The organism is Mycobacterium marseillense (assembly GCF_010731675.1).
GTDB lineage: Bacteria > Actinomycetota > Actinomycetes > Mycobacteriales > Mycobacteriaceae > Mycobacterium > Mycobacterium marseillense.
This window is the reverse complement of record NZ_AP022584.1, coordinates 584,031-607,659: the sequence shown is the minus strand read 5'-3', so window position 1 is coordinate 607,659 and position 23,629 is coordinate 584,031. Positions and strand designations below refer to the sequence as shown.

The 23,629-nt window shown below is 60.7% G+C and carries 21 protein-coding genes; 3 read left to right on the top strand and 18 right to left on the bottom strand.

Going from position 1 to position 23,629, the window contains the following annotated elements:
- Window positions 1–50: 50 nt before the first annotated feature.
- The 10 genes from G6N26_RS02765 to G6N26_RS02720 form a co-directional block, all read right to left on the bottom strand.
- On the bottom strand, window positions 51–1,172 hold the full coding sequence (locus G6N26_RS02765; RefSeq protein WP_179960279.1) for an acyl-CoA dehydrogenase family protein: 1,122 nt from the start codon (window positions 1,170–1,172) through the stop codon (window positions 51–53).
- Between the two features lie 66 nt (window positions 1,173–1,238).
- Window positions 1,239–2,864, bottom strand: coding sequence for a fatty acid--CoA ligase (locus G6N26_RS02760; RefSeq protein WP_046286959.1), 1,626 nt, complete (start codon window positions 2,862–2,864; stop codon window positions 1,239–1,241).
- A 14-nt stretch (window positions 2,865–2,878) separates the two neighbouring features.
- A complete protein-coding gene (locus G6N26_RS02755) occupies window positions 2,879–3,532 on the bottom strand; it encodes a transglutaminase-like domain-containing protein (RefSeq protein WP_012394811.1) in 654 nt (217 codons plus the stop codon).
- Entirely contained in the window at window positions 3,529–4,986 is a 1,458-nt protein-coding gene (locus G6N26_RS02750) for a cytochrome P450 (protein ID WP_047037865.1), read from the bottom strand. The genes G6N26_RS02755 and G6N26_RS02750 overlap by 4 nt, the downstream gene beginning before the upstream one ends.
- A 115-nt stretch (window positions 4,987–5,101) precedes the next feature.
- Complete coding sequence (locus G6N26_RS02745) at window positions 5,102–6,637, bottom strand: flavin-containing monooxygenase (RefSeq protein ID WP_046285470.1); 1,536 nt, start codon at window positions 6,635–6,637, stop codon at window positions 5,102–5,104.
- Between the two features lie 61 nt (window positions 6,638–6,698).
- On the bottom strand, window positions 6,699–7,664 hold the full coding sequence (locus G6N26_RS02740; protein WP_046285469.1) for an alpha/beta hydrolase: 966 nt from the start codon (window positions 7,662–7,664) through the stop codon (window positions 6,699–6,701).
- On the bottom strand, window positions 7,661–9,178 hold the full coding sequence (locus G6N26_RS02735) for a flavin-containing monooxygenase (RefSeq protein ID WP_046285468.1): 1,518 nt from the start codon (window positions 9,176–9,178) through the stop codon (window positions 7,661–7,663). The genes G6N26_RS02740 and G6N26_RS02735 overlap by 4 nt, the downstream gene beginning before the upstream one ends.
- A gap of 47 nt (window positions 9,179–9,225) precedes the next feature.
- Entirely contained in the window at window positions 9,226–10,725 is a 1,500-nt protein-coding gene (locus tag G6N26_RS02730; RefSeq protein ID WP_046285467.1) for a flavin-containing monooxygenase, read from the bottom strand.
- The gene (locus G6N26_RS02725; protein ID WP_046285466.1) at window positions 10,722–11,645 is read right to left on the bottom strand and encodes a hypothetical protein; all 924 of its coding nucleotides are present in this window, start codon (window positions 11,643–11,645) and stop codon (window positions 10,722–10,724) included. Before G6N26_RS02725 ends, G6N26_RS02730 begins: the two co-directional genes overlap by 4 nt.
- Window position 11,646: 1 nt before the next feature.
- A complete protein-coding gene (locus tag G6N26_RS02720; RefSeq protein WP_046285465.1) occupies window positions 11,647–12,513 on the bottom strand; it encodes an SDR family NAD(P)-dependent oxidoreductase in 867 nt (288 codons plus the stop codon).
- 128 nt (window positions 12,514–12,641) lie between these two features.
- Between G6N26_RS02720 and G6N26_RS02715 the strand changes: the two genes are divergently transcribed.
- Window positions 12,642–13,274, top strand: a complete 633-nt coding sequence (locus tag G6N26_RS02715; RefSeq protein ID WP_095562669.1) for a TetR/AcrR family transcriptional regulator — start codon at window positions 12,642–12,644, stop codon at window positions 13,272–13,274.
- 166 nt (window positions 13,275–13,440) lie between these two features.
- Here the strand turns inward: G6N26_RS02715 and G6N26_RS02710 are convergent, their stop codons facing one another.
- Window positions 13,441–14,310, bottom strand: a complete 870-nt coding sequence (locus G6N26_RS02710) for a metal-dependent hydrolase (protein ID WP_046285464.1) — start codon at window positions 14,308–14,310, stop codon at window positions 13,441–13,443.
- 73 nt (window positions 14,311–14,383) lie between these two features.
- On the opposite strand from G6N26_RS02710, the gene G6N26_RS02705 reads away from it, so the two are divergent.
- Window positions 14,384–15,070, top strand: coding sequence for a TetR/AcrR family transcriptional regulator (locus G6N26_RS02705; RefSeq protein ID WP_046285463.1), 687 nt, complete (start codon window positions 14,384–14,386; stop codon window positions 15,068–15,070).
- Between the two features lie 165 nt (window positions 15,071–15,235).
- Here the strand turns inward: G6N26_RS02705 and G6N26_RS26395 are convergent, their stop codons facing one another.
- Window positions 15,236–15,544: a PaaI family thioesterase gene (locus tag G6N26_RS26395; RefSeq protein WP_046285462.1), complete on the bottom strand. Its 309-nt coding sequence runs from the start codon at window positions 15,542–15,544 to the stop codon at window positions 15,236–15,238.
- A gap of 36 nt (window positions 15,545–15,580) precedes the next feature.
- Between G6N26_RS26395 and G6N26_RS26390 the strand changes: the two genes are divergently transcribed.
- On the top strand, window positions 15,581–15,862 hold the full coding sequence (locus tag G6N26_RS26390) for a hypothetical protein (protein WP_163648679.1): 282 nt from the start codon (window positions 15,581–15,583) through the stop codon (window positions 15,860–15,862).
- Between the two features lie 335 nt (window positions 15,863–16,197).
- On the opposite strand, the gene G6N26_RS02690 is transcribed toward G6N26_RS26390, so the two are convergent.
- The 6 genes from G6N26_RS02690 to G6N26_RS02665 all read right to left on the bottom strand — a co-directional run bounded on the left by G6N26_RS02690 (window position 16,198) and on the right by G6N26_RS02665 (window position 23,605).
- Window positions 16,198–17,298, bottom strand: a complete 1,101-nt coding sequence (locus tag G6N26_RS02690; protein ID WP_046285460.1) for a BtrH N-terminal domain-containing protein — start codon at window positions 17,296–17,298, stop codon at window positions 16,198–16,200.
- 277 nt (window positions 17,299–17,575) lie between these two features.
- Window positions 17,576–18,682, bottom strand: a complete 1,107-nt coding sequence (locus G6N26_RS02685) for an NDMA-dependent alcohol dehydrogenase (RefSeq protein ID WP_046188899.1) — start codon at window positions 18,680–18,682, stop codon at window positions 17,576–17,578.
- 46 nt (window positions 18,683–18,728) lie between these two features.
- The gene (locus G6N26_RS02680; protein ID WP_081288818.1) at window positions 18,729–20,345 is read right to left on the bottom strand and encodes a fatty acid--CoA ligase; all 1,617 of its coding nucleotides are present in this window, start codon (window positions 20,343–20,345) and stop codon (window positions 18,729–18,731) included.
- A gap of 48 nt (window positions 20,346–20,393) precedes the next feature.
- A complete protein-coding gene (locus G6N26_RS02675) occupies window positions 20,394–20,804 on the bottom strand; it encodes an SCP2 sterol-binding domain-containing protein (protein WP_016889191.1) in 411 nt (136 codons plus the stop codon).
- 261 nt (window positions 20,805–21,065) lie between these two features.
- Window positions 21,066–22,268, bottom strand: coding sequence for an NAD(P)/FAD-dependent oxidoreductase (locus tag G6N26_RS02670; protein ID WP_046285459.1), 1,203 nt, complete (start codon window positions 22,266–22,268; stop codon window positions 21,066–21,068).
- Complete coding sequence (locus G6N26_RS02665; RefSeq protein WP_046285458.1) at window positions 22,265–23,605, bottom strand: cytochrome P450; 1,341 nt, start codon at window positions 23,603–23,605, stop codon at window positions 22,265–22,267. The genes G6N26_RS02670 and G6N26_RS02665 overlap by 4 nt, the downstream gene beginning before the upstream one ends.
- Between the last annotated feature and the right edge of the window lie 24 nt (window positions 23,606–23,629).

Genomic DNA, 23,629 nt, shown 5'->3' with positions numbered 1-23,629 from the left:
TGCCATCACCCTCACAGGTGAGTAATGTGCAGGTGGCAAATCGTTCAGGGTCATAGGGAACGCGAGATGATTTCCTTCATCACCTCATTTGTGCCGGCGTAGATTTTCTGCACGCGCTGGTCCACCCACAATCTCGAGATGGGATACTCGGTCATGTACCCATATCCGCCGTGGAGCTGCAAACAGTCATCGAGCACCTTCATCGCTCGCTCAGTGGTCCACCATTTCGCCATGGCGACGGTCTGGACGTCGAGTTGGCCCGCGAGGTGTAGGTCGATGCAGTAGTCCAAAAATACTCGTGCGATGCGATTTTCGGTTGCAGCTTCGGCCAAGATGAATTTCGTGTTCTGGAAGCCGAAGACGGGCCGTCCGAACGCTTCCCGCTCACGGGTGTATTTGAGTGTCTGCTCCACGGCAAGTTCCATCGCCGCGACCGCCCCAACCGCGACGATGAGCCGCTCTTGAGGTAGCTGCGTCATCAGCTGAATGAAACCCTGACCCTCGGTCTCGCCCAGGAGGTGCGAGCGGGGAACTCTTACGTCGTCGAAGAACAACTCGGAGGTGTCTTGTCCGCGTTGGCCGATTTTGTCGAGGACCTTGCCGCGCCGGAATCCGGGTCGATCGGCTTCGGCGACGATCAGCGAGATGCCGGCGGCGCCCTGACTTGGATCTGTCTTGGCGACGACGATGATCAGGTCGGCTTGCTGACCGTTGGTGATGAAGGTCTTTGCGCCGGTGATCACGTACTCGTCACCGTCAAGAATTGCTTTGGTCTTGACACTCTGCAGATCAGAACCGGTCCCTGGCTCCGTCATGGCGATAGCACCGATCATTTCGCCTGAGGCCATCTTGGGCAGCCACTGCCTCCGTAGTTCTTCGGCCGCATACTGGAGGATGTAGTGCGCGACGATTCCGCTGTGCAGCCCTGCGCCCCATGAGCTGTCCCCGACTCGGGCTTGCTCTTCGAGTACGACGGCTTCGTGCGCGAATGTGCCGCCTCCCCCGCCGTATTCTTCGGGTATGGACATGCAGAGCAGGCCTAGTTCGCCGGCTTTGTGCCACAATTCTCGGTCAACTTGGTGCTGGTCTGCGAAACGTTGCGCATGTGGTGCCAATTCGGTCGAGAAGAACTTCGCGGCAAGGTCACGAAGCTCGAGCAATTCGGCGCTCATCCAGGGAGAAATTGATGCTGTCACAGGATTCCCTCTCGGCTGTTCAATATCAATGGGTTTGATTTCTTAGGACGTTTCGATCTGATACTCGCCGGCGGAGTGACGCGCGCGTATGGCCTTCTTGTCGTATTTTCCGACGCTTGTTCGGGGAATCTCAGACACGAAGCTCCACCGCTCCGGGATCCACCACTTGGCGACCTTGTCCAACAGAAACGCGCGCAGTCGGTCGATGTCGACCTCGGCTCCACGGTGAACCACGACCAGGGCGAGCGGTCTTTCCTGCCATTTGTCGTCGGGAACTGCCACCACCGCAGCCTCGTAGATCGCCGGGTGACCAATCAGCGTGTTTTCCAGCTCGACTGAGGAGATCCATTCTCCACCTGACTTGATGACGTCCTTCGCACGATCGGTCAGCGTGAGATACCCGTCTGGGTCGATCCGGCCGACGTCGCCGGTGCGCAGCCACCCTCCGTCGAACTTGTCCGGATCATTTTCGCCGAAGTAGGCGCCGGTGATCCACGGGCCCCGCGCCTGTATTTCACCCACTGATCGACCGTCCCACGGCACGGTCTTCTTATGGTCGTCACGCAACCGGATCTCGACACCGCACATCGGCCGACCCTGGCTTTCGCGCATCTCCCACGCACGGGTCTCGCCTACTCCGTGCGCTGCGCGTGCGACGGTAGCCAGCGGCGAGGTTTCGGTCATGCCCCATGCCTGCACGATAGGCACGTTGTACTTGTCTTCGAATGCCCGCATCAGCGAGACGGGGACTGCCGATCCCCCGCAGGCAACCAGCCGAAGTGAGGAGATATCCCGGGCGGGATTCGATTCCAGGTATCGATCGACATCGTTCCAGATCGTCGGCACTGCACCGGCGATAGTCGGCTGAGTCTCTTCGATGATCGACACCAGCGGCGCGGCCTGCAGATGGCGATCGGGTAATACCAAGTCCGCACCAGACATCAACGCCGCGTAGATCAGTCCCCACGCATTGGCGTGAAACATCGGGACAATGGCCAGGATACGGTCGGCCTCGCTCACTGCCAGGGCGTTCGACGTGCAGGCGGTCAGTGCATGTAGGTAGGTCGAACGGTGGCTGTAGACAACACCTTTGGGATTTCCAGTAGTCCCGCTGGTGTAGCACATGGCCGCGGCGGAACGCTCATCGATCTCGGGCCAATCGAAAGTCTCCGGTTGCTGCGCCAGGATCTCCTCGTAACGCAACACCGTCTTCCCGCATCGCTGCAGCGGAGCGAGGTCGCCGCCCCCGGTGGCGATGACCGTATGCACCGACTCCATCGCTGGTAGCGCACTAGCCAACAATGGCGCAACCGACGCATCCACCAGGATGATCTGATCGCTGGCATGGTTGGCGATGTACGCGAGTTGCTCTGGAGCCAAACGAATGTTGAGGGTGTGCAGCACCGCGCCCATGGAGGGAACCGCGCAGTAGGCCTCGAGATGCTCTTGGTTACTCCACTGAAAAGTGGCCACCCGTTGATCTGCCGTTATTCCCAGCCCGCGCAACGCATTGGCAAGTCGGCCCGCTCGCCCCAGGACGCTACGGTAGGACATACTTCGGCATCCAGTTCCGTCGGGGGTGATCACCTCGCTGTTTCCGTGAATGGAGGCGGCATGGCGGACAATTGCCGAGATTGTGAGCTGGACGTCTTGCATCGTGCTGTGCATTTCGCATCGGCCCTTCAGGCGAACAGGTCTGGATGGCGACTCGCATCGCCTATGAGCGTCCCGTAGTGGGTTCTGAGCGCTTGCAGGATCTCTGCCAGCGGTAGATCGTCGAAGGCGCCTCGATCCCTCAGATATTCCATGTGTTGTGTGCCGTCACCGGCGAACCCGTGCAGCAGGGCGTCTGTGCGCCCGTCGAAATCAATTGGCGGGACGCCGAACCGTGCGCATAGCTCGCGATTGAACGCCGGAGTTGCCTTGACCCAGACACCGCAGAGATGCATGAGGCTGTATCCGTGGTAGACGAATACGTCGGTACCGCCCATCCGCTCACGCAATGTCTCGGTCTGAAGGTGGTTTCGGACATCGGCGAACCCCAGCCGCGCTGGGATGCCTGCTGCTCGGCAGGCCGCCGTCAAGAGCACCGCCTTCGGGACGCAGTAAGCGCGGTCTGCAGTTGCGATGGTGCTGGCGCGATACGCATGCGGGTCATCGGTCACGGTGTAGGGGTCATACCAAATCGAGTCGCGGACCGCAGTGAAGATGGCTATGGCCTTCGTGGTGTCGTCGACCGCGCCGCGGGTCGCCGATGCAACGAAGTCGCGTACCGATTCATGTTGCCAATCGAGGAACTCCGTGGGCTCCAGGTAAGGCGAGTTCTCACCGCTCATCGGTGCCGCAACGTCACAGGCAGTCCGTCCACGGGAATGGGCAGCGAGGTGTTGTCCCAACGCACGTGATAGTCGTTTGGGACCGTCCAAGTGTAGGTACGCAACATCTGGTGCAGGATTGCCTTCACCTCGAGTGTGCCGAACTGCATCCCAATGCATTTGTGCGCCCCCCCGCCGAACGGCACCCAGGCGAATCGGTGCTGTTGGTCCTCGCGCCGGGGCTCATCGAAGCGCGACGGATCGAAACGGTCCGGGTCGCTCCATATTCTGCGGTCGAAGTGATTTACGGCGGGTGTGATTGCGCACAAGGTTTCACGGGGGATGTGATAGCCGTCGATGGCGACATCGCGGACGGTCTTGCGCATCACCAGCGGAACGGGCGCCAGCAGACGCAGAGCTTCTTTGAGGATCAGATCGAGGACCGTCATCTGCTCCAGTTCGTCGATATCTGGCGAATCGTCACCGAAGGACCGCGCCTCCGCCGCTGCCTTCTCCTGCCACTCAGGATGTTTAGCGAGGAAGTAGGTCACAGCAGTGGTGGTGATCGTGGAGGTATCATGGGCGGCCATCATGAGAAAGATCATGTGGTTGATCACATCCTCGTCGGAGAATCGTTCACCGTCTTCCGTGGTCGCCTGGCATAGGGCGGCGAATAGATCGTCGGTCTCGCCTGCACGCGCGGCCGGCAGGTGTCGGGAGAAGTAGTCCTCCAACACGCGCCGCCCATGCACGCCGGCGCGGAACCTGGTGCCCGGGAGTGGAACTCGCACAAAGGAACTCGCCGCGCGAACAGTGGAAATGAACGCCTCGTTGACAGCAGCGCTCTCGTCCTTGCCGCGGCCACCCATGAAGACATCCGTGGCAATATCGAGGGTGAGATTCTTCAACAACGGGTAGATCCGGACCGACGGACCGGTCGGCCACGCGGGCACGGCTGCGCGAACGCACGGGGCCACCTGCCCGACATATCCGGTCAGGCGAGGACGCGTGAACGCCTCCTGCATGATGCGCCGGTGCATCAAATGTTCGTCGAAGCTCATGAGCATCAACCCGCGATGGAAGAAAGCATCGATCAAGAAGGACCAGCCATCCTGAGAAAAGGCCTTGGCTTCGCTTGTGAACGCCTCACGCGTTGCGTCTGGACCGGCGATGACCACCATTTTGGTACCGAATGCGCCCATCCACGACACCGAGCCCAAACGTTCGTAACGCTCCCGACTGAATTCTGAACCAAATCGGATGTAGTCGACAGTGTGCCCCAGCAACGGGAGTCCAGCGTCCCCTAGGACGGCTCTCAGCCCAGATCCGGCGGGGGCCAGCGCAAGTTCCCGGACTCTCCAGTCCCGACTCCACTGTCGCCATTTGTCATCGACGACGCGGGGGGCGGGCGCCAACAGGACAGACGTCAACCGCTCCTTGGGGTGACGCGTGAGTGCGAGAAGCTGATTAGCCACGATGCCTCCTGGGCGCTCTGCTGCACGGGTATCTGGTAACAGTTTACATAGATGTGCTGAATGTCAATATTCGAACAATGAACAGTGAAATGTTAGACACCGCCTGCGACCCGGATCATCTGCGCAGCCTCGCGCCGTTCTCACTCGGGCCGTCTAACTGAAGGCGTTCAACGTGCCTGAATAGATAATCGTGATTGCGTGGTTTGCGGGTGAGGATCCGGTAGGCAAATGTAGGCCCAGGCCAGTTCGTCGGGATCGCGCCACTCGAGGTCGTGTACCAGCTCGCGCAAAGCGCCCACACCGACCTTCGCAGCCGCCGGCCCAATCGTGTGTTGTAGCTTTGCTCGATGTCTGGCCTGACGTCGACCGTACGCCCTGGGGCACTCGCCAAAATCTTGATGAGGGCACCGACATAGCGGACCTGAGACTCGATCATGTAAATGATCGACCCGGAACCGACGTTCGTGTTCGGGCCATAGAGGAGAAAGAGATTCGGGAACATCGGGACTGTAATGCCCAGGTATGCGTGCGCCTGCGTCCCCCACACCTCGTCCAGAGTCACTCCGCCCCAGCCGCGAACACGCATCGGGGCGAGGAAGTCGGTAGCGCGGAAACCTGTTCCGTAAATGACGACGTCCGCGTGGTGGAGTACGCCATCGTCGGTCACGACTCCCTTGTCGCAAAGCTTCGCAACCGCGTTGGTCACCAACGAGACTTCACCGTTGGCAATCGCGGGGTAGTAATCATTCGAGAACAACACCCGCTTGCACCCCGGCGCATCTGATGGCGTGAGTTGCCGGCGCAGCATTGGATCGGCAACCTGCCGATGGAGGTGGTAGCGGGCGACCGCGCCGAGAATGCGTGACAAGGGCTTCGCGTCGACCAACGTCACTGCGAGCACTTCAAAAATCAGCCATACCGCGAAACGCTCAAGACGCGGCCACAGCGGCAGAACCTTAATCAGCTGTTGGTGAAGACGTCCGTACCTGCTGTCCCACTTCGGCAAAATCCAAGGCGCCGTGCGCTGATACAGCGTTACGCGCTGTGCCTCGTGTGCGATCCATGGCACAAACTGTATCGCGCTTGCGCCTGTCCCGATGACGGCTACTTCCTTGCCGCGCAGCGATACCGAATGGTCCCAACGCGCCGAATGAAAACGCGGCCCCTCGAAGGTGTCTTCGCCGGCAATATTCGGCGTATGAGGTCGCGAGAGCTGCCCCACGGCCGAAATCACGACATCGCACCAGATCGTCTCGCTGGATTCGGTCACCAAACGCCAACGGCCGGCCTGTTCATCGAAGGTCATCTCGACGACTTCGGTCCGCGTGCGCAGCTGCAGGTCCATTCCGTCGGCCAGGACGAGTCGGCGAAGATATTGGAGTATCTCGGGCTGTTCTGCATAACGTCTCGACCAACGAGTGTTGGGCTTGTCCGAGAGTGAGTACAACGCTGACGGCACGTCGCAAGCCGCTCCTGGATAGGTGTTGTCGCGCCAGACGCCGCCGATGTCTGCAGCCTTTTCCACCATGGTGAAGTTGGTGAATCCGTCCCTCTTCAGCTGATGGGCCATGGCGATACCCGCGACGCCGGCCCCGATGATCACTATCGACGGATCGTGTCCTCGAGGATCCCTCGCAAAGCCGCCTGTCATGAGACAGCTAAGAAGCAGTTGATGGCGCGGTGGCAGTGGAGCATCCACGGTCCCAACACTTTCACCGGTGGGCCGAAGCTTTCAGGAAGTTTCCAGCGCGGTGGATCGCCTCACGAGCCTCGGGCAGGATTCGGAACATGGCTTGGAACACGTGGATCTGTCCCCGGTACACCTGTATCTCAACGCTTGATCCGGCCGATCGGAGGCGGTCGGCAAGATGCCTCGAGTCATCGATCAACATTTCTCTTCCGCCTACCTGAATCAGGATCGGTGGCATGGACCTGAGGTCTGCGTCGAGCACGCTGATTCGCTCATTGCGGTGATCTGCACCAGCCACGTACAGGTCAAGAGCGCGGGCCGCGGACCGAGCAGAGGCGAAAGGATCACGGCGGCGAAGTTCGCGTGCCCTCGCGAGTTCACATGTCAGATCCAGGACCGGAGACATGAGAAGCATCGAATCCGGCAGCGGAAGTCCGTCACTACGTGCGCCAAGGGCGGTGGCCATCGTGAGCTGGCCGCCCGCCGAGTCCCCGGCCACCGCAACACCGCGTTCGCCGGAAGCCGAAGGCTGCCCTGTGACGAGCCAGCGGTATGCGTTCAGTGCATCGTCGGCGGCAGCGGGAAAGGGATAGCGTGGAGCTAGCCGATACCTCACCGCAAAGATGGGCCGACCGCTCGCGGAGGCAAGTTCACCGAGCAGGCCGCGGTGGGTAGCCGGTGAGCACATGGAGTAGGCGCCGCCATGAATGTAGAGCAACGGAACCGCGTGTGGATCGACTGCAGGAGAAGTGATCCAATCCCCGCGTATCTGATTCCCGGCGAACTCGGTATCTATTGTGCGAACCGCCACGCTTCGGCGGGGCCGCGATCCCACAAGCGCCATCCGGAGTACGCGATCCATCACCGCGAGGCCGTGGGCGTTCGACGGGATGAGTTGCGACAGCGGACGCAGTGTGTTTCGCGAAGTCATTGCCACGAAATGACTTGCAAGACTGGGGCGCCGGTCCGTCGCATCAGTGTCGGTCACCGTGCGCCCACGGATTCTGCGCGACGTTCAAATCGGTAATCGGAGAGCCGGAAGGTGCGGCTACGCCAGTAAGTCTCCAGGGTCGTTGACGGACGCAACGGAACATCGCCGTGTTTGTCGAAATAGTAACTGTTGGCATTGGAACAGCTCGGCTGCCAGAAAACCTGTCGATGTCGGCGGTTAACCATGTCAGCGAAGTAGCGGTCGTTCGCCTGCTGTCTGACCTCTACGTAATCAGCCTTCAGCGTGCGCGCACGACGAAGACAGCGGACGATATGCCGACTTTGCGCCTCGATGAGTGTGAAGTAGGAGGAGCCGTTGTAACCATAGGGACCGAAGATATTGAAGTGATTCGGGAACCCTGGGACGCTCACACCCTCGAAGGCTTGGAGGCGGTGCTCATCCCACCAGGCAGACTGCTCCACTCCACCGCGTCCCTTCAGCACATAAGTCGGCATATTGCCCGACTCCATCACTTTGAACCCGGTGGCCAAGACCATGACATCGATCGGATAACTCTTGCCATCTTCCGTGTGAACCGAGGCATGGTCGACATGGGTGATGCCGCTGGTCTCGAGCGAAACATTGCGACGGTTGTACGTTGCGAGATAGGAATTGTGGAAACTCGGTCGCTTACAACCCAACGAATAGCGAGGAATGAGTTGGTCTCGAGTCACCGGATCGTCGACCGCCCGACGCATATAGCGTTTCGCCGCCTCTTCCATGAGGTCCGACACAGGGATCAACGAGTGAAAATGAGCTGCGATTGGAAATGTGAACTCGACGAACGCCTGACTCGCAGTGCGCGTCATCAGTTGTGCCCCTGGCACCAACCGCATCACTGTCGCGGCCCAGCTCGGTATGGAGAAATCCGGCTTCGGCAAGCAGTAAATCGGCGTTCGCTGGAAGACCGTCAGACTTGATGCGATCTTCGCGATTTCGGGAATCAGCTGCACCGCAGATGCCCCAGTCCCGATCACCGCCACCCGCTTACCGGTGAGATCTTTCGTGTGGTCCCATCTGGCCGTATGCAGCGTCACGCCGGCGAAGTCGCGCACTCCTGGAATATCAGGCCACTTCGGCCGACTGAGAACGCCAGAGCAATTTATCACAAAACGCGCGGTCAGATTCTGACCAGAGGAGCAGCTCAGCCGCCATAGTGCGGCGCCTTCGTCGAAACAGGCTTCGTCCACAGTCGTGTTGAACCGGATGTAATTTTGGAGTCCGTATTTTTCTACACACCGCTCTGCATAAGCCTTCAACTCATCCCCGTGAGCGTAAGTACGTGACCAGGATGTTCGCATCTCATAAGAGAACTGGTAACTATAGGACGGAATATCGACCGCTATTCCCGGATACGTATTCCAGTGCCATGTGCCGCCGACGCCATCGGCGTCATCGACTATAAGAAAGTCCGCAAATCCGGCCTTCAACAGGCTGATGGCTGTACCAATCCCAGAAAACCCGGCTCCGACTATTACAATTTTGTAGTGCTGCCCAGACTCAGAACCCATTACTTCCTCACGTGCGCTTTGATGTTTACCCTATCCGCTGCTGCAGTTCAGCGTGTTTGTGTCAACTTCAGGTCAGCATCGTCACGCCGAGTGATGTCGTAATCCCGCATATCCAGACGGGACAGTTCCCTGGTGAACTGAGTCGCAAAGCCCGGATACATCGTGCCGTTATAGCCGTCCTCCGTTAAATACCAGCTGCTGCAACCCGAGTTCCATGTCGTGCGTCGTAACCGCCGCTGAATATTGGAGTGGTACGCGTTTTGGCTACCCTCTTTCACATCCAGGGTATGGACTCCGTTACCTTCGTCGCGCAAGAGCTCGATCGCTTTTACGATGTAATCGATTGCTGCCTCCATATATAGAAGGGCAGAGTTGTGGCCAGGACCGGAATTAGGCCCGAAAGTGAAGAACAAATTCGGATAGCCGGCCACACTCACGCTCTTGTAGGCAAATCTCCCCTCAGACCACGCGTCTTCGAGTTTTCGTCCGTCGCGCCCTCGGATCGGAAATGGCGTACCGCGTTTACACACATCGAAGCCTGTCGCGAATACTATGCAGTCCACCTCATGCTCGATGCCGTCGGCGGTTCGAATTCCGTTCGGAGCCAGTGTGGCGATCGGCCAGCTGACGAGTTTGCAGTTATCGGCCTGGAGAGCAGGGTAATAGTCGTTAGTCATAAGCATGCGTTTGCACCCAGGTCTGAACTGCGGTGTTAGCTGACGTCTCAACCAGGTATCCTTCACCTGCCGACGCAGATTCGCCTTCGCGGCCGCTTGGATGACAGATGTGGCAGCGGTATCCCAAACCATGCCCACGGCCATGACCTCATGCGCCCAGAACCACGCACCTCGTAGGGCCTGTTCGGTTGCCGGCATGCGCTTGAAAGTCGAACGCGCCCAGGCCGGATGCCGGAAATTCACCCTCGGTAGGACCCAGCCGGGCGTCCTCTGAAACACCTTGACCGACGCCGCCAACTGGACCAATTCGGGAACGATCTGCACAGCGCTCGCCCCGGTCCCGATAACCGCCACCCTCTTACCGCTCATGTCATAGGAGTGGTCCCACCGAGCACTGTGAATCTTTTTCCCCTCGTACGACTCGATGCCACGAATATCCGGGAAACTGGCGTCAGCAAGTGGTCCGCTAGCCATCACGACTGAACGGCCCCTATACCGCCTGCCGCCGGTCGTGTCGACAACCCACTCTCCGGCATCCTCGTCGAATTCCAGTGCACTCACGTCCGCACCGAAATGAATGAACCTCCCAAGATCGTATTTCGCGACAATCGCGTCGATATAGGCGAGGATCTCTGCGCTCCCCGAGTATGCGCGAGTCCAGCCTGGGTTCGGCTCGAACGAGTAGGAGTACAGCAATGACGGAATGTCGCAGGCGGCGCCGGGGTAAGTGTTGTCACGCCAGGTGCCCCCGATGCGATGTGATCGCTCCAAGATGACAAAGTCGTTAATGCCCGCTTGAAGCATTCTCATCGCCGTACCGATACCCGCGAAGCCGGCGCCGACGATCAAAGTCGTTACCGTGTCCGTCATTTAGCGACCGGTTCATAGGTCAGTTCATCCGTCCATGAAGGCGGTCGCCCGAGTACTTGCACGGGGAAGATGTCGATCGCATTGCCTAAGCGCTGGGAAACGAAGTGAAGGGGTTGGGACCGCTTGATCGAGGAGGACATGTGGGCCTTCAAGATGTGATATCCAGGCACCCTCCGCGTGTGCTCACTGCGGTCCCCGACATTGCCATATCGCGTCACCGCGTTGTACAGCTTCTCTTCGGATAGCCCCATCGCGTTGAGATTCATCAACATGCGCGTGAGAAGCGGTATATACAGCAACGCGCCAGTGAGAATACGGGGGTCCATCACAGCGCCGACCGTTTGGATTGCATGGATTCGCATGGGACTGGCGCCGAGGTCATTCAGGACTTGAAAACCTACTGCAAGGTGCCGCGATTCGTCGCTGTTGACCTTATTGAATACTTCCCCGCAAATTGGGTCGTCGACCTCATCAAGGAGAAATTTCAGCAGGGCCCCGTCCAGCGCGGTCTCCAGTGCGGGAATCGCGGCGCCGATGACAGTCAGGGGAAGAGCCTCAGCGTACCGATCTAGCCACTCGATCACGAGACGGATGTTCTTATTCGGTACAGGCTTTTCGCCTTCCTCGATCATGCCCCAGCGACGCATCAGAGCAAGTTCGGCGTTGGCGTGACGCTGCTCCTCGGCGTGAAAGTAACGGTAAATGTCTCCGAGCGCTTCGAAGGGCGCCTTCGGGGCCATCGCAGCAAAGGCGCGCGCTCCGACATGCTCAATCCACACCACGTCGGACATGAATTGCTTGAGTTTGGGACGCTGTTCGTCGGTGATCAACTCCGCACCAGGGGCGTCCCAATCGATATCGGCGAGAGCCCATTGCTTGTTCTTGATCGTCTCGAGCATGTCGCTATATGCGAACGCCATTTCACTGCTCCCTCTGGTCGGCTGGATCGTTCCACGAGGCCATGCGCTCCACCAGCCCCAACGCGCGCGTAAACGGACCGGGTAAAGCTCTTTTCAGTTGCCACAAAATTTTCGCGTCCAGTTGGGGCACGACATAGATTTGTCCGCGATCGTGCGCGTTCAGAGTCGTTCGAGCCACTTGATCCGGCGAAATGCCGGTCCACCTCATCAGGTTGGTCGCGAGTCTCGCCGCCGACTCCTCAATCTGAGGATTATTGGCGATGTTCGTCTTGACGAAGGTGGGGCAAAGCACTGTGACGTTGACGTTGGTACCGCTGAGTTCGGCCGCCAATGTCTCGGACAGAGCGAGCACGCCGGCCTTACTCACGTTGTATGCGCCCATTCGGGGCGCCGAGCCGAAACTTGCGGCGGACGCCACATTGATCACTCCGCCCCGGCCGTTGCTCCGGAGGCGAGGAACAAAAGTCTCGCAACCGTAGATAACACCCCAAAGGTTGACAGAAATCGCAGCGTTCCAGTCCTCGACCGACGTATCGCCGATGCGATTGCCGCCGGCACCGATTCCGGCGTTGTTGATCACCAGACTCGCCGCCTTGCCGAACCAGTCTTCACTGGCATCAGCGAGGTTACGGACCTGCTCAAGTTCGGTGACGTCGCATACGACGTCGAAACCCTCGCCGCCGGCCTGCCTCACCATCTCGGCCGACTCCTTCGCAGTGATGGGGTCTTTGTCCGCACACACAACACGTCCACCTCTGCGAGCAAGCTCAACGGCGAACGCGCGGCCGATACCGCTCCCTGCGCCTGTGACTACTGCGTGGGCGCGGTGGGTTCTACCTGGTGAATTACCGAACGGCAAGAACCTCATCTGCTTGCCCTTTGGATCGCGACACTGATTTCCGGTGCGGGAGGATATTCATTTGGGGGCATCAGCCACCATTGGGGTCGCATGCCACCAGTTTGGGCGTGAGCCCGACGTTTTGTCAAGATGGTGAGGTGAGGTCGAGAAGCAAGGTCTGGGGTGGTCGGACCGGTGCTGAGCGTCGAGCAGAGCGACGGCAGCAATTGATCGAGGCTGCGACCGAGATTTGGAGTGAGAGCGGTTGGGCCGCAGTGACTATGCGCGGCGTTTGCGCCCGGACAGGGCTCAACGATCGATACTTCTACGAGGACTTCAAGACGCGCGAGGATCTTCTCGTCGCAGCGTGGGATGGCGTTCGCAATGACATGCTCGGCGAGGTTTCCGCGCTCTTCGACGAGCGTGTGGATCGGCCGCCGATCGAAACCATCACCGCGGCGATCGCCATCGTGGTTGACCGGATCGCACGCGATCCTGGCCGGGCGCACATCCTCCTCGCTCAGCATGTAGGTAGCTCACCGCTGCAAGATCGCCGCGCTGTGGCGCTGCAGGAGGCAACGCAGTTGGTCGTCGAGGCAAGCCGGCCACATCTCAGAGAAGACGCCGACGAGACGGCCCTTCGTATGGACACTTTGGTTGCGGTGGGGGGGTTCGTCGAAGTCATCACGGCCTGGCACTCCGGTTTGCTTGCGGTGACCGAAAAGGAAGTGGTCGCGCACACTAGCCGACTGGCTGAAACCTTGGCTCAACGCTACGTCGTCAGCGGCTGAGGCTTAACCTTTCCGTGAGTTTCGAGGCCGACTGCATTTGTCTGTATGACTGTCGCCTTGACCCGCCACCGGGCATCCAATCCGTGACGACAGGCGCGCTGTCGTTTGTTTGGAGGAACGACGCAGAAACAGTGTCTTTCTGCGTCGCCCTCCTCACGCACTTTTGCTACCCAGGCTGAGCGATGACCTTCTGTGAGCCGTCTTGGTCGAACAGTTCCTTGCTCCATCGCTCCAGGACCGCGGCACTGTCCCAATCATCAGGGTGGAAGCCGGGGCGGTTGTACGAACGGAATCGCTGCAGCGCATCGGCGGTGAACATCGGGGTGCGACTGAAGCGATGTAGGCTACGCACCAACGTGACCGGGTTATACGAGGCCTTGTCAGAGGCCATCGAAAGCGCAGTCTGCAGAATGAGTTCGCCGAACAGAATTGCAGAGGCGATCCGCATGCCCCGTACGCGGGTGCGCTCGGTGCCTCCAATCAGCCGATAGGCGTCGAAGGCGACGGCTTTGTGCTCCGACTCCTCGAACGCATGCCACAGCAGAATCGGTCGAACCTCTGTCTGTCCGATGAGCTTCTGGGCGTCATCGCTGGTGAGAATGATTTCAGCGAGCGTCGCGGTGTAGTGCTCCAATGCAGAGGTCATCGACAGCCGCATTTCTGGCGAAAAGCGCCGCTCCAATAGCTTGATCAGGCGTGCGACGTGGCGGTCGATCCGCGCGGTCGGATAACCCATGGCCTGGAGCCGTTCGTTGAGGAGCCGATGCTGGTGTCGGTGTGTGGCCTCTTGTCCGATGAAACCCTTGACCGCTGTCAGCAATTGGGGATCGTCGATGGAACTCTGGAAATACTTGACCGAGCGGATGAAGAAGTCTTCCCCTTCCGGGAAGGTCGCAGAAAGCACCGAGATGAAATGGCTCATCACCAGGTCGCCATCCACGAAGTGTTGCCGCTTCGTGGAGGTGGGCATGGGGAAACGAACGCGCCGGGGTTTTGGCAATACACGGCTCTTGGTCGAGGCTCGATCTTCCGGCATCTTGACGGGGTCCTTCCTCCGTAGTCTGATCTGACTTTAGGCCTTGTCACATGAGACTGCCAGAATGTAGGGCATGAGTCCAGCACGTGTTTATGGCGGGCTGTCCGCAACTCAACGCGATGCGCAGCGCCGCGCACTGCTGATTGACGCCGCGGTCGCGCTCATGGGCAAGCAGGGAGCCGCCGCGTGCACCGTGACCGCTGTGTGTACGGAGTCAGGAGTGACGAGCCGGTACTTCTACCAGCAGTTTCGCGACAGAGACGCGCTCCTGCGTGCGATGTTCACCAAGATCTCCACCACCTTCCAAGCCGTGATCACCAAGGCGATACCGGATGACACCGTTGCTCCTCAAGAACTCGCTTACGCTCCGATAAAGGCCCTGGTTCAGATGATCGAGAACGATCCCAGCATGGCCCGCATATTGTTTGTCGAATCGGGCGCTGAACCCCTGCTTCGGCAGCTGCGAAGCGAACTGATGTCCGAATTTGCGGAGCTCGTCCTCAGAGAGGCCCGCCTGCATCTCGATATACCCAGCGAGGTGATTCAGGTCGCAGATCTCGCCGCTACCTACGGTGTCGGGGGCCTGTTCGAGATTCTCCGTCGCTGGATAGACGGACAACTAAACCTATCGACCGAAGTGCTTATCGAGCATTGTGCGGGTTTTCTCGGCAGTCTTGGCCTGTATACCCTCGGCCAGAAACCTGACCCGGCCGCTTCGCACATCCAGGTCGATATCAACTCCCCTGCGGGCCACAGCTGATGAGACCGGCGGTCTTTTCGCCGACACGCTGCGGCGTCACGCTACCGAAGGCTGGTACACCACGATGTGGTCGAGTACGCGTTTGCTTAGCAAACCCGCCTGTCGGCCCCGGTTTAATCCGAGCAGCCTGCGCCGGTTGAAAAATGAGCAGATTTACGGGTTGCGTCATCCCTCCCAGGGTGGTCGCGCAGTGCAGCGTATTGACGACGCCTTCTGTATGGAGCTAGTGAAGTGATCCAGCGTGACGACGACGAATAACCCGGACGCGGACGCGACCAGCTGGCCGGTGGCTTCCTCGCGCAATTCTGCCCGCACTTCGAGTTTCCGGCCGGTTCTGGACACGAGCTCCGCGCTGACCTCGTAGGGAACCCCCAGCAATACCGGCGCGAAGAACTCGGTGTCGAGCTTACGGGTGACGGCCATCTCACCGACGACGTAGAGCAGCATGCCCACCGTGTCGTCAAGAACCGTCATGACTGCGCCGCCATGTGCGATCCCGGGTGCGCCGCGATGTCGGCCGTCGAAGATATGCCTGGCGCCCACCCCGTCGCCACGCCGACGCGCTCGCAGGCGATGACCGTGCGGATTGTCTGTGCCGCAACCAAGGCACCACGGATGGTGCGCATCGAGGTAGTCGCCGTCGGCGGCGATAACACGATTCTGAAAGTTATGCCACCACGCGATGGCCGAATCTTCTGCTTGCTCGTCGATGACGAAATCCTCCTAAATAGGACCACGCAGTGCATGGACCACCATGCGACTGAAGAACTGCGCCGACGTCGGCTGGGCTGATCGCCGGAAGACAGTATGTAAAGGACTCGTTAGCCCGCCGAGATCATCGCTGCGGTACACCTTCCAGTTCGGTCACTATCAGCCATTTGGTCCTGCCCCGCAATACGCCCTCGACGCTGTCGCCGCATAGCTCGCCCGATAATGCTCGGGGTCGTCGTCGGTGCTATAGGGGTCATACCAAATCCTGTCCCCCACAGCGGTGACGGTCAACCTCGCCTTCTGCACAAGGGTCACGAACGTCACCGACCGCGTTCTGGGCGAAGCGCTGAACATCGTCATGCTGCCAATCGAGAAACCAGTAGTCTCCAGGAAACTCGATTGGTTTGAAGTGCCACTCACAGATAGCCTTTCAGATGAGCTTCGATGCCGGTATCGACAGTGCCAACGGATCGACTGGCCGTTTCGAGGGCTTCGACGAGGCGCGTTTCGGCGTCCGGGATCGTCGCGGCGACTTTGGCCGCAGCTAGACTACGACTCCGTAGCGATGTGCCGGCATCCGTGGCTGCGGCCGCAAGCGTAGACCACGCTTTGGAAGCATGTCGGGCCGCGGCAGCCGCTTCGGCAGTGGCGGCGTCATCTAGGAGATCGGCGATGTTCTGGCAACCGTGTGCCTGCAGCGTACGAAAGAGCCCGCCGCCGGTACCGGCTTTCTCGATGAACGCCCCGAGCCCGAACAATGCCGCGGTCAGGGCATCGTCATCGAACAGCGTTGGCCAATGCCCTACGTCATCGGCGAAGTCCTGCACACCCTTCAAACCGGAAGATTCGACTTCAGCTGCCTCGATGCGCAGTAGCGGCGCACCTACGGCACCGCCGCGCATGAACGCTGCGCTCGCGGCGAGTGAAGCGGCCGCGATCGGCCCAAGGTCTGGCACTCGCTCTGGCCAGTCGACGTGATATGTGGTGTGCCGGGTAGGTGTGGGAAACCCGACCGAGGACCGCGCCCGGCGTAGGTCGTCGTAGGCCACCGTCTGGGTTGTCTCGCGGTCATTATCGACCACATAGGCGACCCGTTGTTCGTCATCGTATCCGGTGATGACAATGTCGTGACGGCTCATGTGCAATCGGACGCGCAGGTAAGGAAGTTCGCCGATGTCAGCCCAGACCATGACGGGTCGACCTTTGTCGATTTCGTCGGTCACAAATGCCCATCCCACGTCCGGGTCATCGGTCGATCGCACGACGAACTTTGCGCCAACCCGGGAGAGGTAATCTTGTTCCAGGTCGCTTCCTCGTCCTACCAGGTACACCTGGGGGAACAACTGCGTAGAGCGGACGTACGAGAAGTCCAAGGCTCCGCCGAGGGTGAAGACCAATCCTTCACTGAGTGCTTCTGTCCCCCATCCGAGTTGGGCCCATTCAGTAAGGTCACGAAGCGCACCGGAACCACAGTGCCCTCCCCTCCTATGGGGATAGGGAATTTGAATCCTCGTCATCGCCGCTTCCTCTCTTGTCAGTAGCACTGTTGAGACTCGTCAAAAGCTACGTTTCATCACGGCTTCCCGGCTGACAGTAGGTGCCAACACCAACACGCGTGACCGCAGCCAACCTCAGCCGCGCATCTCGACCGCCTATGGCGATGGGGCACATTGACTTTCGATCGCTAGTCCTGCATCAACACGTCAACGGTAAGAGCCACAGACGCGCAGCACTCAACCGTTGTACTCAGCTCGCTTGCTCCCGTGGTCGCGCTCCCGCGCTTCGGCTGCTTTATCAGAATCGGATGAGTCCTCGGATGTTGCGGCCCGATCGCATATCCGCGTAGCCTTCGTTGATCTGATCGAGGGTGTACTCACGGGTGATCAGCTCATCCAGCTTGAGGTGTCCGGCGTTGTAGAGCTCGACGAGCCGCGGGATGTCGTGGGCGGCGTTCGACGAACCGTACAGAGCGCCGCGGATCTGCTTTTCATACAGCGTCAATTCCAGCAGTGAACCCGACATCGAGGTGTCTTCGGGGTGCCCGATCGCGGTAACGACCACACGGCCGCGTTTACCGACCAAGGACAGCGCCTCGCCGATGTAGGACCCTTCGGCGACATCGGTGGTCAAGACGCAGACATCGGCGAGTTTGCCGCGGGTGATGTCACTGATCAGTGACCAGGCCTCGTCGATCGTGGCAACGGCATGCGTCGCACCGAAACCGCCGGCTTGTTCACGCTTGAACGCCACCGGATCGACAGCCACGATGTTCAACGCGCCCGCGATGCGGGCACCCTGAATCGCATTCATGCCGATGCCACCGGCTCCGATCACTACCACGGTATCCCCGGCACGCACCTCACCGGTGCGCACCGCCGACCCGTACCCGGTCGTCACACCACACCCGATCAACGCCGCCTTGTCCAGCGGTGTCCCCTGGTCGATTTTGACCAGAGACGCCTTGGGGACCACGGTGTATTCCGAGAACGTGCCCAGCAGGCACATCTGGCCGACGTCCTCACCCCGGGCATGGAAACGGTAAGTGCCGTCGATCTGGGGTCCCATCATGAGCGCGGCACCCAAGTCGCACATGTTCCCCATCCCCCGCGCGCAATAGGAACAGTGCCCACACGACGGCAGGAACGTCAGGATCACCGAATCGCCCTCGGCGACGTTCTCGACACCCGCACCCACTTCGACCACGGTGCCGGCACCCTCGTGGCCACCGACGACGGGCAGCGGAATGGGCAGGTCGCCGGTCACGAGGTGTTCGTCGGAATGGCACAACCCGGTCGCGGTCAGCTGGACGAGCACTTCATCGGGGCCGGGAGGATCCAACTCGATGTCCTCGACTTCCCACTTTTCTCCTAGGCCCCACAGCACTGCAGCACGTGTCTTCATATGTGTCTCCTTAACGTCAGTGTTTCGGTCGCAGTGGATTGATGATTCACGCCAGCGTCTCGATGATGAGGTCACCGTCGCCGAACTGGCGGCGCAGCTTCTTCTTGTCGAACTTGCCAGTGGAAGTCAGCGGAATGTCGGTGACGAACGCCCACCGTTCCGGTAGCCACCACTTGGCCACCCGCGCACGCAGAAATTCGGTCAGCTCCGCCGCGGTGGCGGTGCGGTCGGCAGCCAGGACGACCACCGCCAGCGGCCGTTCCTGCCACTTGTCGTCGGGCACTCCAATCACCGTGGCGGTGCGCACCGCAGGGTGAGCGGCCAACTCGTTCTCCAATTCCACCGAGGAGATCCATTCGCCCCCGGACTTGATGACATCCTTGGAGCGGTCGGTCAGCGCGATGAACGCGTCCGCGCTGATCGTCCCGACGTCCCCGGTACGCAACCACCCGTCCGGCGACGCCGCCGGACTGTCATTCTCGTAATACGACTGAGTGATCCACGGGCCGCGGACTTGAATCTCCCCCACCGATTTTCCGTCCCACGGTTGTTCTGCACCGCTGTCATCGACGATGCGGGCCTGCACACCGGCCACCACCCGGCCCTGGGTTGCGCGCAGGTGAAGCGACCTCTCCGGGGTATCAGAACTCCGCGGCAGAGCGACCGAGGCCAGCGGGGAAGTCTCAGTCATCCCCCAAGCCTGCACAATGCGGATGCCCAGCTCGTCATAGGCGGTCATCAACGACCGCGGAACCGCCGAACCACCGCAGGCCACCATCTTCAGCGAACTCACGTCATGGCCGGGATTGTCGCGCAGGTAGTGCAGAACATCGGTCCAGATCGTCGGCACCGCCCCCGCCATCGTCGGTCGCACCGCCTCGATCATCTCCACTAGAGGCCCCGCCTGCAGGAAACGGTCAGGCAGCAGAAGCTGCGCGCCGGCCATCATCGCCGCATACGGCAACCCCCACGCGTTGGCGTGGAACATCGGAACGATCGCCAACACCGTGTCGTCATGACCGATGCCCAAGGCATTCGAAGTGCACGCCGCCTGCGAGTGCAACCACGTCGAACGATGGCTGTAGACAACACCTTTCGGATGCCCGGTGGTACCGCTCGTATAGCACATCGCTGCGGCCGACTGCTCGTCGACGTCGGGCCAGTCGAACGTACTCGACTGGGCGGCCACCACATCGTCGTACCGTAGGACGTCCTTTCCGCACCCCTCGACCGCGGCAAGATCGCCGGTTCCGGTCACTAGCACCGTGCGCACCGAGGTCATCGACGGCAACGCCGCCGCCAAAAGGGCCAGCACCGTACTGTCGACGATGATCACCCGATCCTCGGCATGATTGGCGATCCACGTCAGCTGTTCCGGCGGCAGCCGCAGGTTCAACGTATGCAGCACCGCGCCCATCGACGGCACCGCCGCGTAACAGTCCAGATGCTCCTGGTTGCTCCACTGTAACGTCGCGACACGCTCATCTCCACGGATGCCGATCTGGCGCAGAGCATTTGCCAACCGTGCCGCACGCTCACCCACCTCGCGATAGGACACCCCAGAGATCTGCCGGGGTCCGCGCGCAGTCAGCACCTCGCGATCGCCATGAACTGCCGAAGCATGGGCCACGATCGCGGGCACAGTCAACGCAACGTCCTGCATCGTGCTCCTCATCGCACACCCGCCCTACAGCCCGCGGTGAGGCGAGGGTCACGCATCGATGAGGTCCTGCCGATTCTGGCTCTCCAGCATCAACCGGTACTCGGGGAACAGGTTCTTGGCCTGCGGGATCAACTTGATCAACTTCGGCACCGGACCTTTCGCACGTACCGTTCCCTTGGCCATCGCCATCGTCAAGTTCACCTTCCCCAACCAGAACTTGTTCCCCGTGTCTGCCGACATGAACAACTCCACGTTGGGCACCGCGGTACTGGCCGCTCCGGTCTCCACCACCTTGTTCGGCATGTCCACCGTCACAACCGCATCCGGATCTGTGTAATGCACCCGCAACACCACACCCGAATTCGCGAGCTTGTCCGCCAGACCTTCCTTCTCCAAACCCCGCCGAAAGATCCCGCCCAGGAAGGCATAGACCTCGTCCTCGTCCCTAAATACCGCCACCGTCAACCTCAACTAACCTCATTGTCAGAACAGAACAGAACAGAACAGGCACCGACTTCTGACGCTGCTCCTCCGGAAAGAATCGTCATGCTCGTTGGGAAACCCCACTAGGTCCTGATGCGCTGCGCCAAGGCGACCGCCGGGCAGCCGCTAGCGTTCCTTTGCCAGCGGGGCTGGATGGCAATTGTCACTGAAGTACCTCTCCAAGACACGCGTCGCATCCGCCGTCGTCGTTCCCACCGCCTACGCACCGCCGGCACCTCAGTCCGAGCCGGCGAGCACCAGTTCGGCCCGTTCGACGGCGACTTGCTGCGTGATGACCCGCTTGCTGAACATGAAGTCGCGGGGACGGTTGATGCAGTCGGCGGCAATGAGCTCGCCGGCACGGAGGTAGAAGCAGGTGAAGTCGCGGTCCCGGGTCGGGTCGCCGCTGAGGACGACCTCGTCGTACCCGGTGTTGAGACCGGCGATCTGGAGCTTGAGGTCGTATTGATCTGACCAGAACCATGGAAGGGCCGCAATCTTCTTGGACTTCCCACAGACGGTCGCGGCGGCGACCTTGGCCTGCTCGGCCGCGCTCGGCACGGACTCCAGGCGGATGCGACGGCCGTAACGGGCCATGTCGTGGCTGGCGCAGTCCCCGGCGGCCACGATGTCGGGGTCGCTAGTCCGGGCCCGATCGTCGATCACGACGCCGTTGTCGACGACCAGGCCCGCGGTGGCGGCGAGCTCGGTGTTCGGCTCCACGCCGATGCCGACAATGACGAGGTCGGCGGGAATTGATTCGCCACTGGCCAGGATTACTTCGCGGACCCTGCCGTCGCCGGACAGAGCCTCGACCAGCGTGCCCGTCCGGATGTTGACGCCCTCCTCCCGGTGGATCCGGTCGAAGAACTCCGATACCTCCGGGGCGGTGACCCGTTCAAGGACGCGCCCGGTCGCCTCGAGCAGGGTGACCTCCAGACCCAGTGCACGCAACGAGGCGGCTGTCTCCAGTCCGATGTAGCCGCCGCCCACGATCACCGCCCGACGCCCGGGGCCGGCGGCCTCTCGGATCATCTCGCCGTCCGCGGCGGTGCGTAGGTAGAAGACTCCGGCCAGGTCCGCTCCCGGGGTGGGGAGCCGACGAGGCCGGGCGCCAGTGCACAGCGCGAGCTTGTCGTAGGGCAGTGCGTCGCCGGTACTCAGCACGACATGACCAGCCGAGCGGTCGATCGCCGCCACCGTCGCATCCAGGAGTCGGATCCGCTGCTTGGCGTAGAAATCCGAGTTGCGGATCGCGAGTTCGGCCAGTTCGCATTTGTCGGCCAGGTACGACTTGGACAGCGGGGGCCGCTGGTAGGGCAACGCCGACTCATCGCCGACGAGGACGATCTCGCCGTCCCACCCTTCTCGGCGAAGACTGGCGGCGAGCTGGGTGCCCGCGTGGCTGGCCCCCGCGATGACCGCTCGCTGCACGGTCATGCGCCACCTTTCGGGATGAGGCGGACCATCAGCTTACTGATCCCCCTCACGAAGTTGGACTGCACGTACTCGGGCTCACCGACGACCTCGATGTTCTCGAACCGCGGAAGCAGCTCCTCCCACAGGATCCGCAACTGCATCTCGGCCAGCCGGTTACCCATACAGCGGTGCACGCCGAAACCGAAGGAGATGTGGTTACGGGCGTTGGCCCGGTCGATAATCAGGTCATCGGGCCGATCGAACACGCGCTCGTCGCGGTTGCCCGAGGCGTACCACATCAGGACCTTATCGCCCTTGCGGATGAACTGCCCGTTGAGCACAGTGTCGGCCTTGGCGATCCGGCGCATATGCGCGAGCGGGGTTTGCCACCGGATGATCTCCGAGACCATGTTGGGGATCAGCTCGGGGTTCGCCTTCAGCTTCTCAAACTGGTCAGGGAACTCGTTCAGCGCCAGAACACCACCGCTCATGGAATTGCGGGTCGTATCGTTGCCACCCACGATCAGCAATACCAAGTTGCCCAAGAACTCCATCGGGCGATCGATCAGGTCCTTGGTGCTCTCGTCGCTCTGCAACATGGTGATCAGATCGAAGCCGGGCAGCTCTCCGGCAGCTTTCCGGGCTGCCTTGTCCCGCCAGTGAGCGCTGAGACCTCTAGCCATATCGACCATGCCGCGAAATATCTCGTCGTTGTCCGAGGGCCCACCGTTGGCTTGCTCCATGGAGGTGGCGAGATCGGACCATTGGACGAGCTTGCGCCGCTGCTCGTACGGGAAGTCCAGCAGCGTGGCCAGCATGCGCGCGGTTAGCTCGATCGAGACGTGCTGCACCCAGTTGAACGGTTCGCCAAGCGGCAGAGCGTCGAGCACGTCTACCACCCGCTCGCGGATGAGGCCCTCCATCTCACGCAGGTTCTTCGGTGCGACCACACCCTGGACAGCCTGCCGTTGCCGGTCGTGTTTCGGGGGGTCCATCGCGATGAACATCGCAATGTCGAGGAAGCGCGGCGGGCTCCCGATGACGATGAACGGCTCGGAGGAGAAGACCTCGTGGTTCTTGTCGACGGCCACGATGTCGGCATGCCGCGTCACCGACCAGAACGGGCCGAACGCGCTGTGGGCCTGATAGTGCACGGGAGCCTCGTTGCGTAGGCGCTCGTAATAGGACTTCCAGCGACCCTGACGATAGAGGAAAGGATTGCTAAGGTCGATGTCGGTCAGTTCAACCTCGTCAGCCGGCGGGATCGGTCGCTCGATGAAGATTTTTTCACCGTTGGTGCCGGTGACCCAGCGCCGCGTTCTGTCGTAGAGGTGGGCGCCCTGGATTATTCGGTCCATCGGAATTGTTGCCTGAGCCTTGGC

Excerpts from the sequence above, each read along its gene's own strand:
- G6N26_RS02765 (WP_179960279.1), bottom strand. The coding sequence starts at position 1,172 with ATGAGCGCCGAATTGCTCGAGCTTCGTGACCTTGCCGCGAAGTTCTTC.
- G6N26_RS02760 (WP_046286959.1), bottom strand. The coding sequence starts at position 2,864 with ATGCACAGCACGATGCAAGACGTCCAGCTCACAATCTCGGCAATTGTC.
- G6N26_RS02755 (WP_012394811.1), bottom strand. The coding sequence starts at position 3,532 with ATGAGCGGTGAGAACTCGCCTTACCTGGAGCCCACGGAGTTCCTCGAT.
- G6N26_RS02745 (WP_046285470.1), bottom strand. The coding sequence starts at position 6,637 with ATGACAGGCGGCTTTGCGAGGGATCCTCGAGGACACGATCCGTCGATA.
- G6N26_RS02735 (WP_046285468.1), bottom strand. The coding sequence starts at position 9,178 with ATGGGTTCTGAGTCTGGGCAGCACTACAAAATTGTAATAGTCGGAGCC.
- G6N26_RS02730 (WP_046285467.1), bottom strand. The coding sequence starts at position 10,725 with ATGACGGACACGGTAACGACTTTGATCGTCGGCGCCGGCTTCGCGGGT.
- G6N26_RS02725 (WP_046285466.1), bottom strand. The coding sequence starts at position 11,645 with ATGGCGTTCGCATATAGCGACATGCTCGAGACGATCAAGAACAAGCAA.
- G6N26_RS02720 (WP_046285465.1), bottom strand. The coding sequence starts at position 12,513 with ATGAGGTTCTTGCCGTTCGGTAATTCACCAGGTAGAACCCACCGCGCC.
- G6N26_RS02710 (WP_046285464.1), bottom strand. The coding sequence starts at position 14,310 with ATGCCGGAAGATCGAGCCTCGACCAAGAGCCGTGTATTGCCAAAACCC.
- G6N26_RS02705 (WP_046285463.1), top strand. The coding sequence starts at position 14,384 with ATGAGTCCAGCACGTGTTTATGGCGGGCTGTCCGCAACTCAACGCGAT.
- G6N26_RS26395 (WP_046285462.1), bottom strand. The coding sequence starts at position 15,544 with ATGACGGTTCTTGACGACACGGTGGGCATGCTGCTCTACGTCGTCGGT.
- G6N26_RS26390 (WP_163648679.1), top strand. The coding sequence starts at position 15,581 with ATGTCGGCCGTCGAAGATATGCCTGGCGCCCACCCCGTCGCCACGCCG.
- G6N26_RS02690 (WP_046285460.1), bottom strand. The coding sequence starts at position 17,298 with ATGACGAGGATTCAAATTCCCTATCCCCATAGGAGGGGAGGGCACTGT.
- G6N26_RS02685 (WP_046188899.1), bottom strand. The coding sequence starts at position 18,682 with ATGAAGACACGTGCTGCAGTGCTGTGGGGCCTAGGAGAAAAGTGGGAA.
- G6N26_RS02680 (WP_081288818.1), bottom strand. The coding sequence starts at position 20,345 with ATGCAGGACGTTGCGTTGACTGTGCCCGCGATCGTGGCCCATGCTTCG.
- G6N26_RS02670 (WP_046285459.1), bottom strand. The coding sequence starts at position 22,268 with ATGACCGTGCAGCGAGCGGTCATCGCGGGGGCCAGCCACGCGGGCACC.
- G6N26_RS02665 (WP_046285458.1), bottom strand. The coding sequence starts at position 23,605 with ATGGACCGAATAATCCAGGGCGCCCACCTCTACGACAGAACGCGGCGC.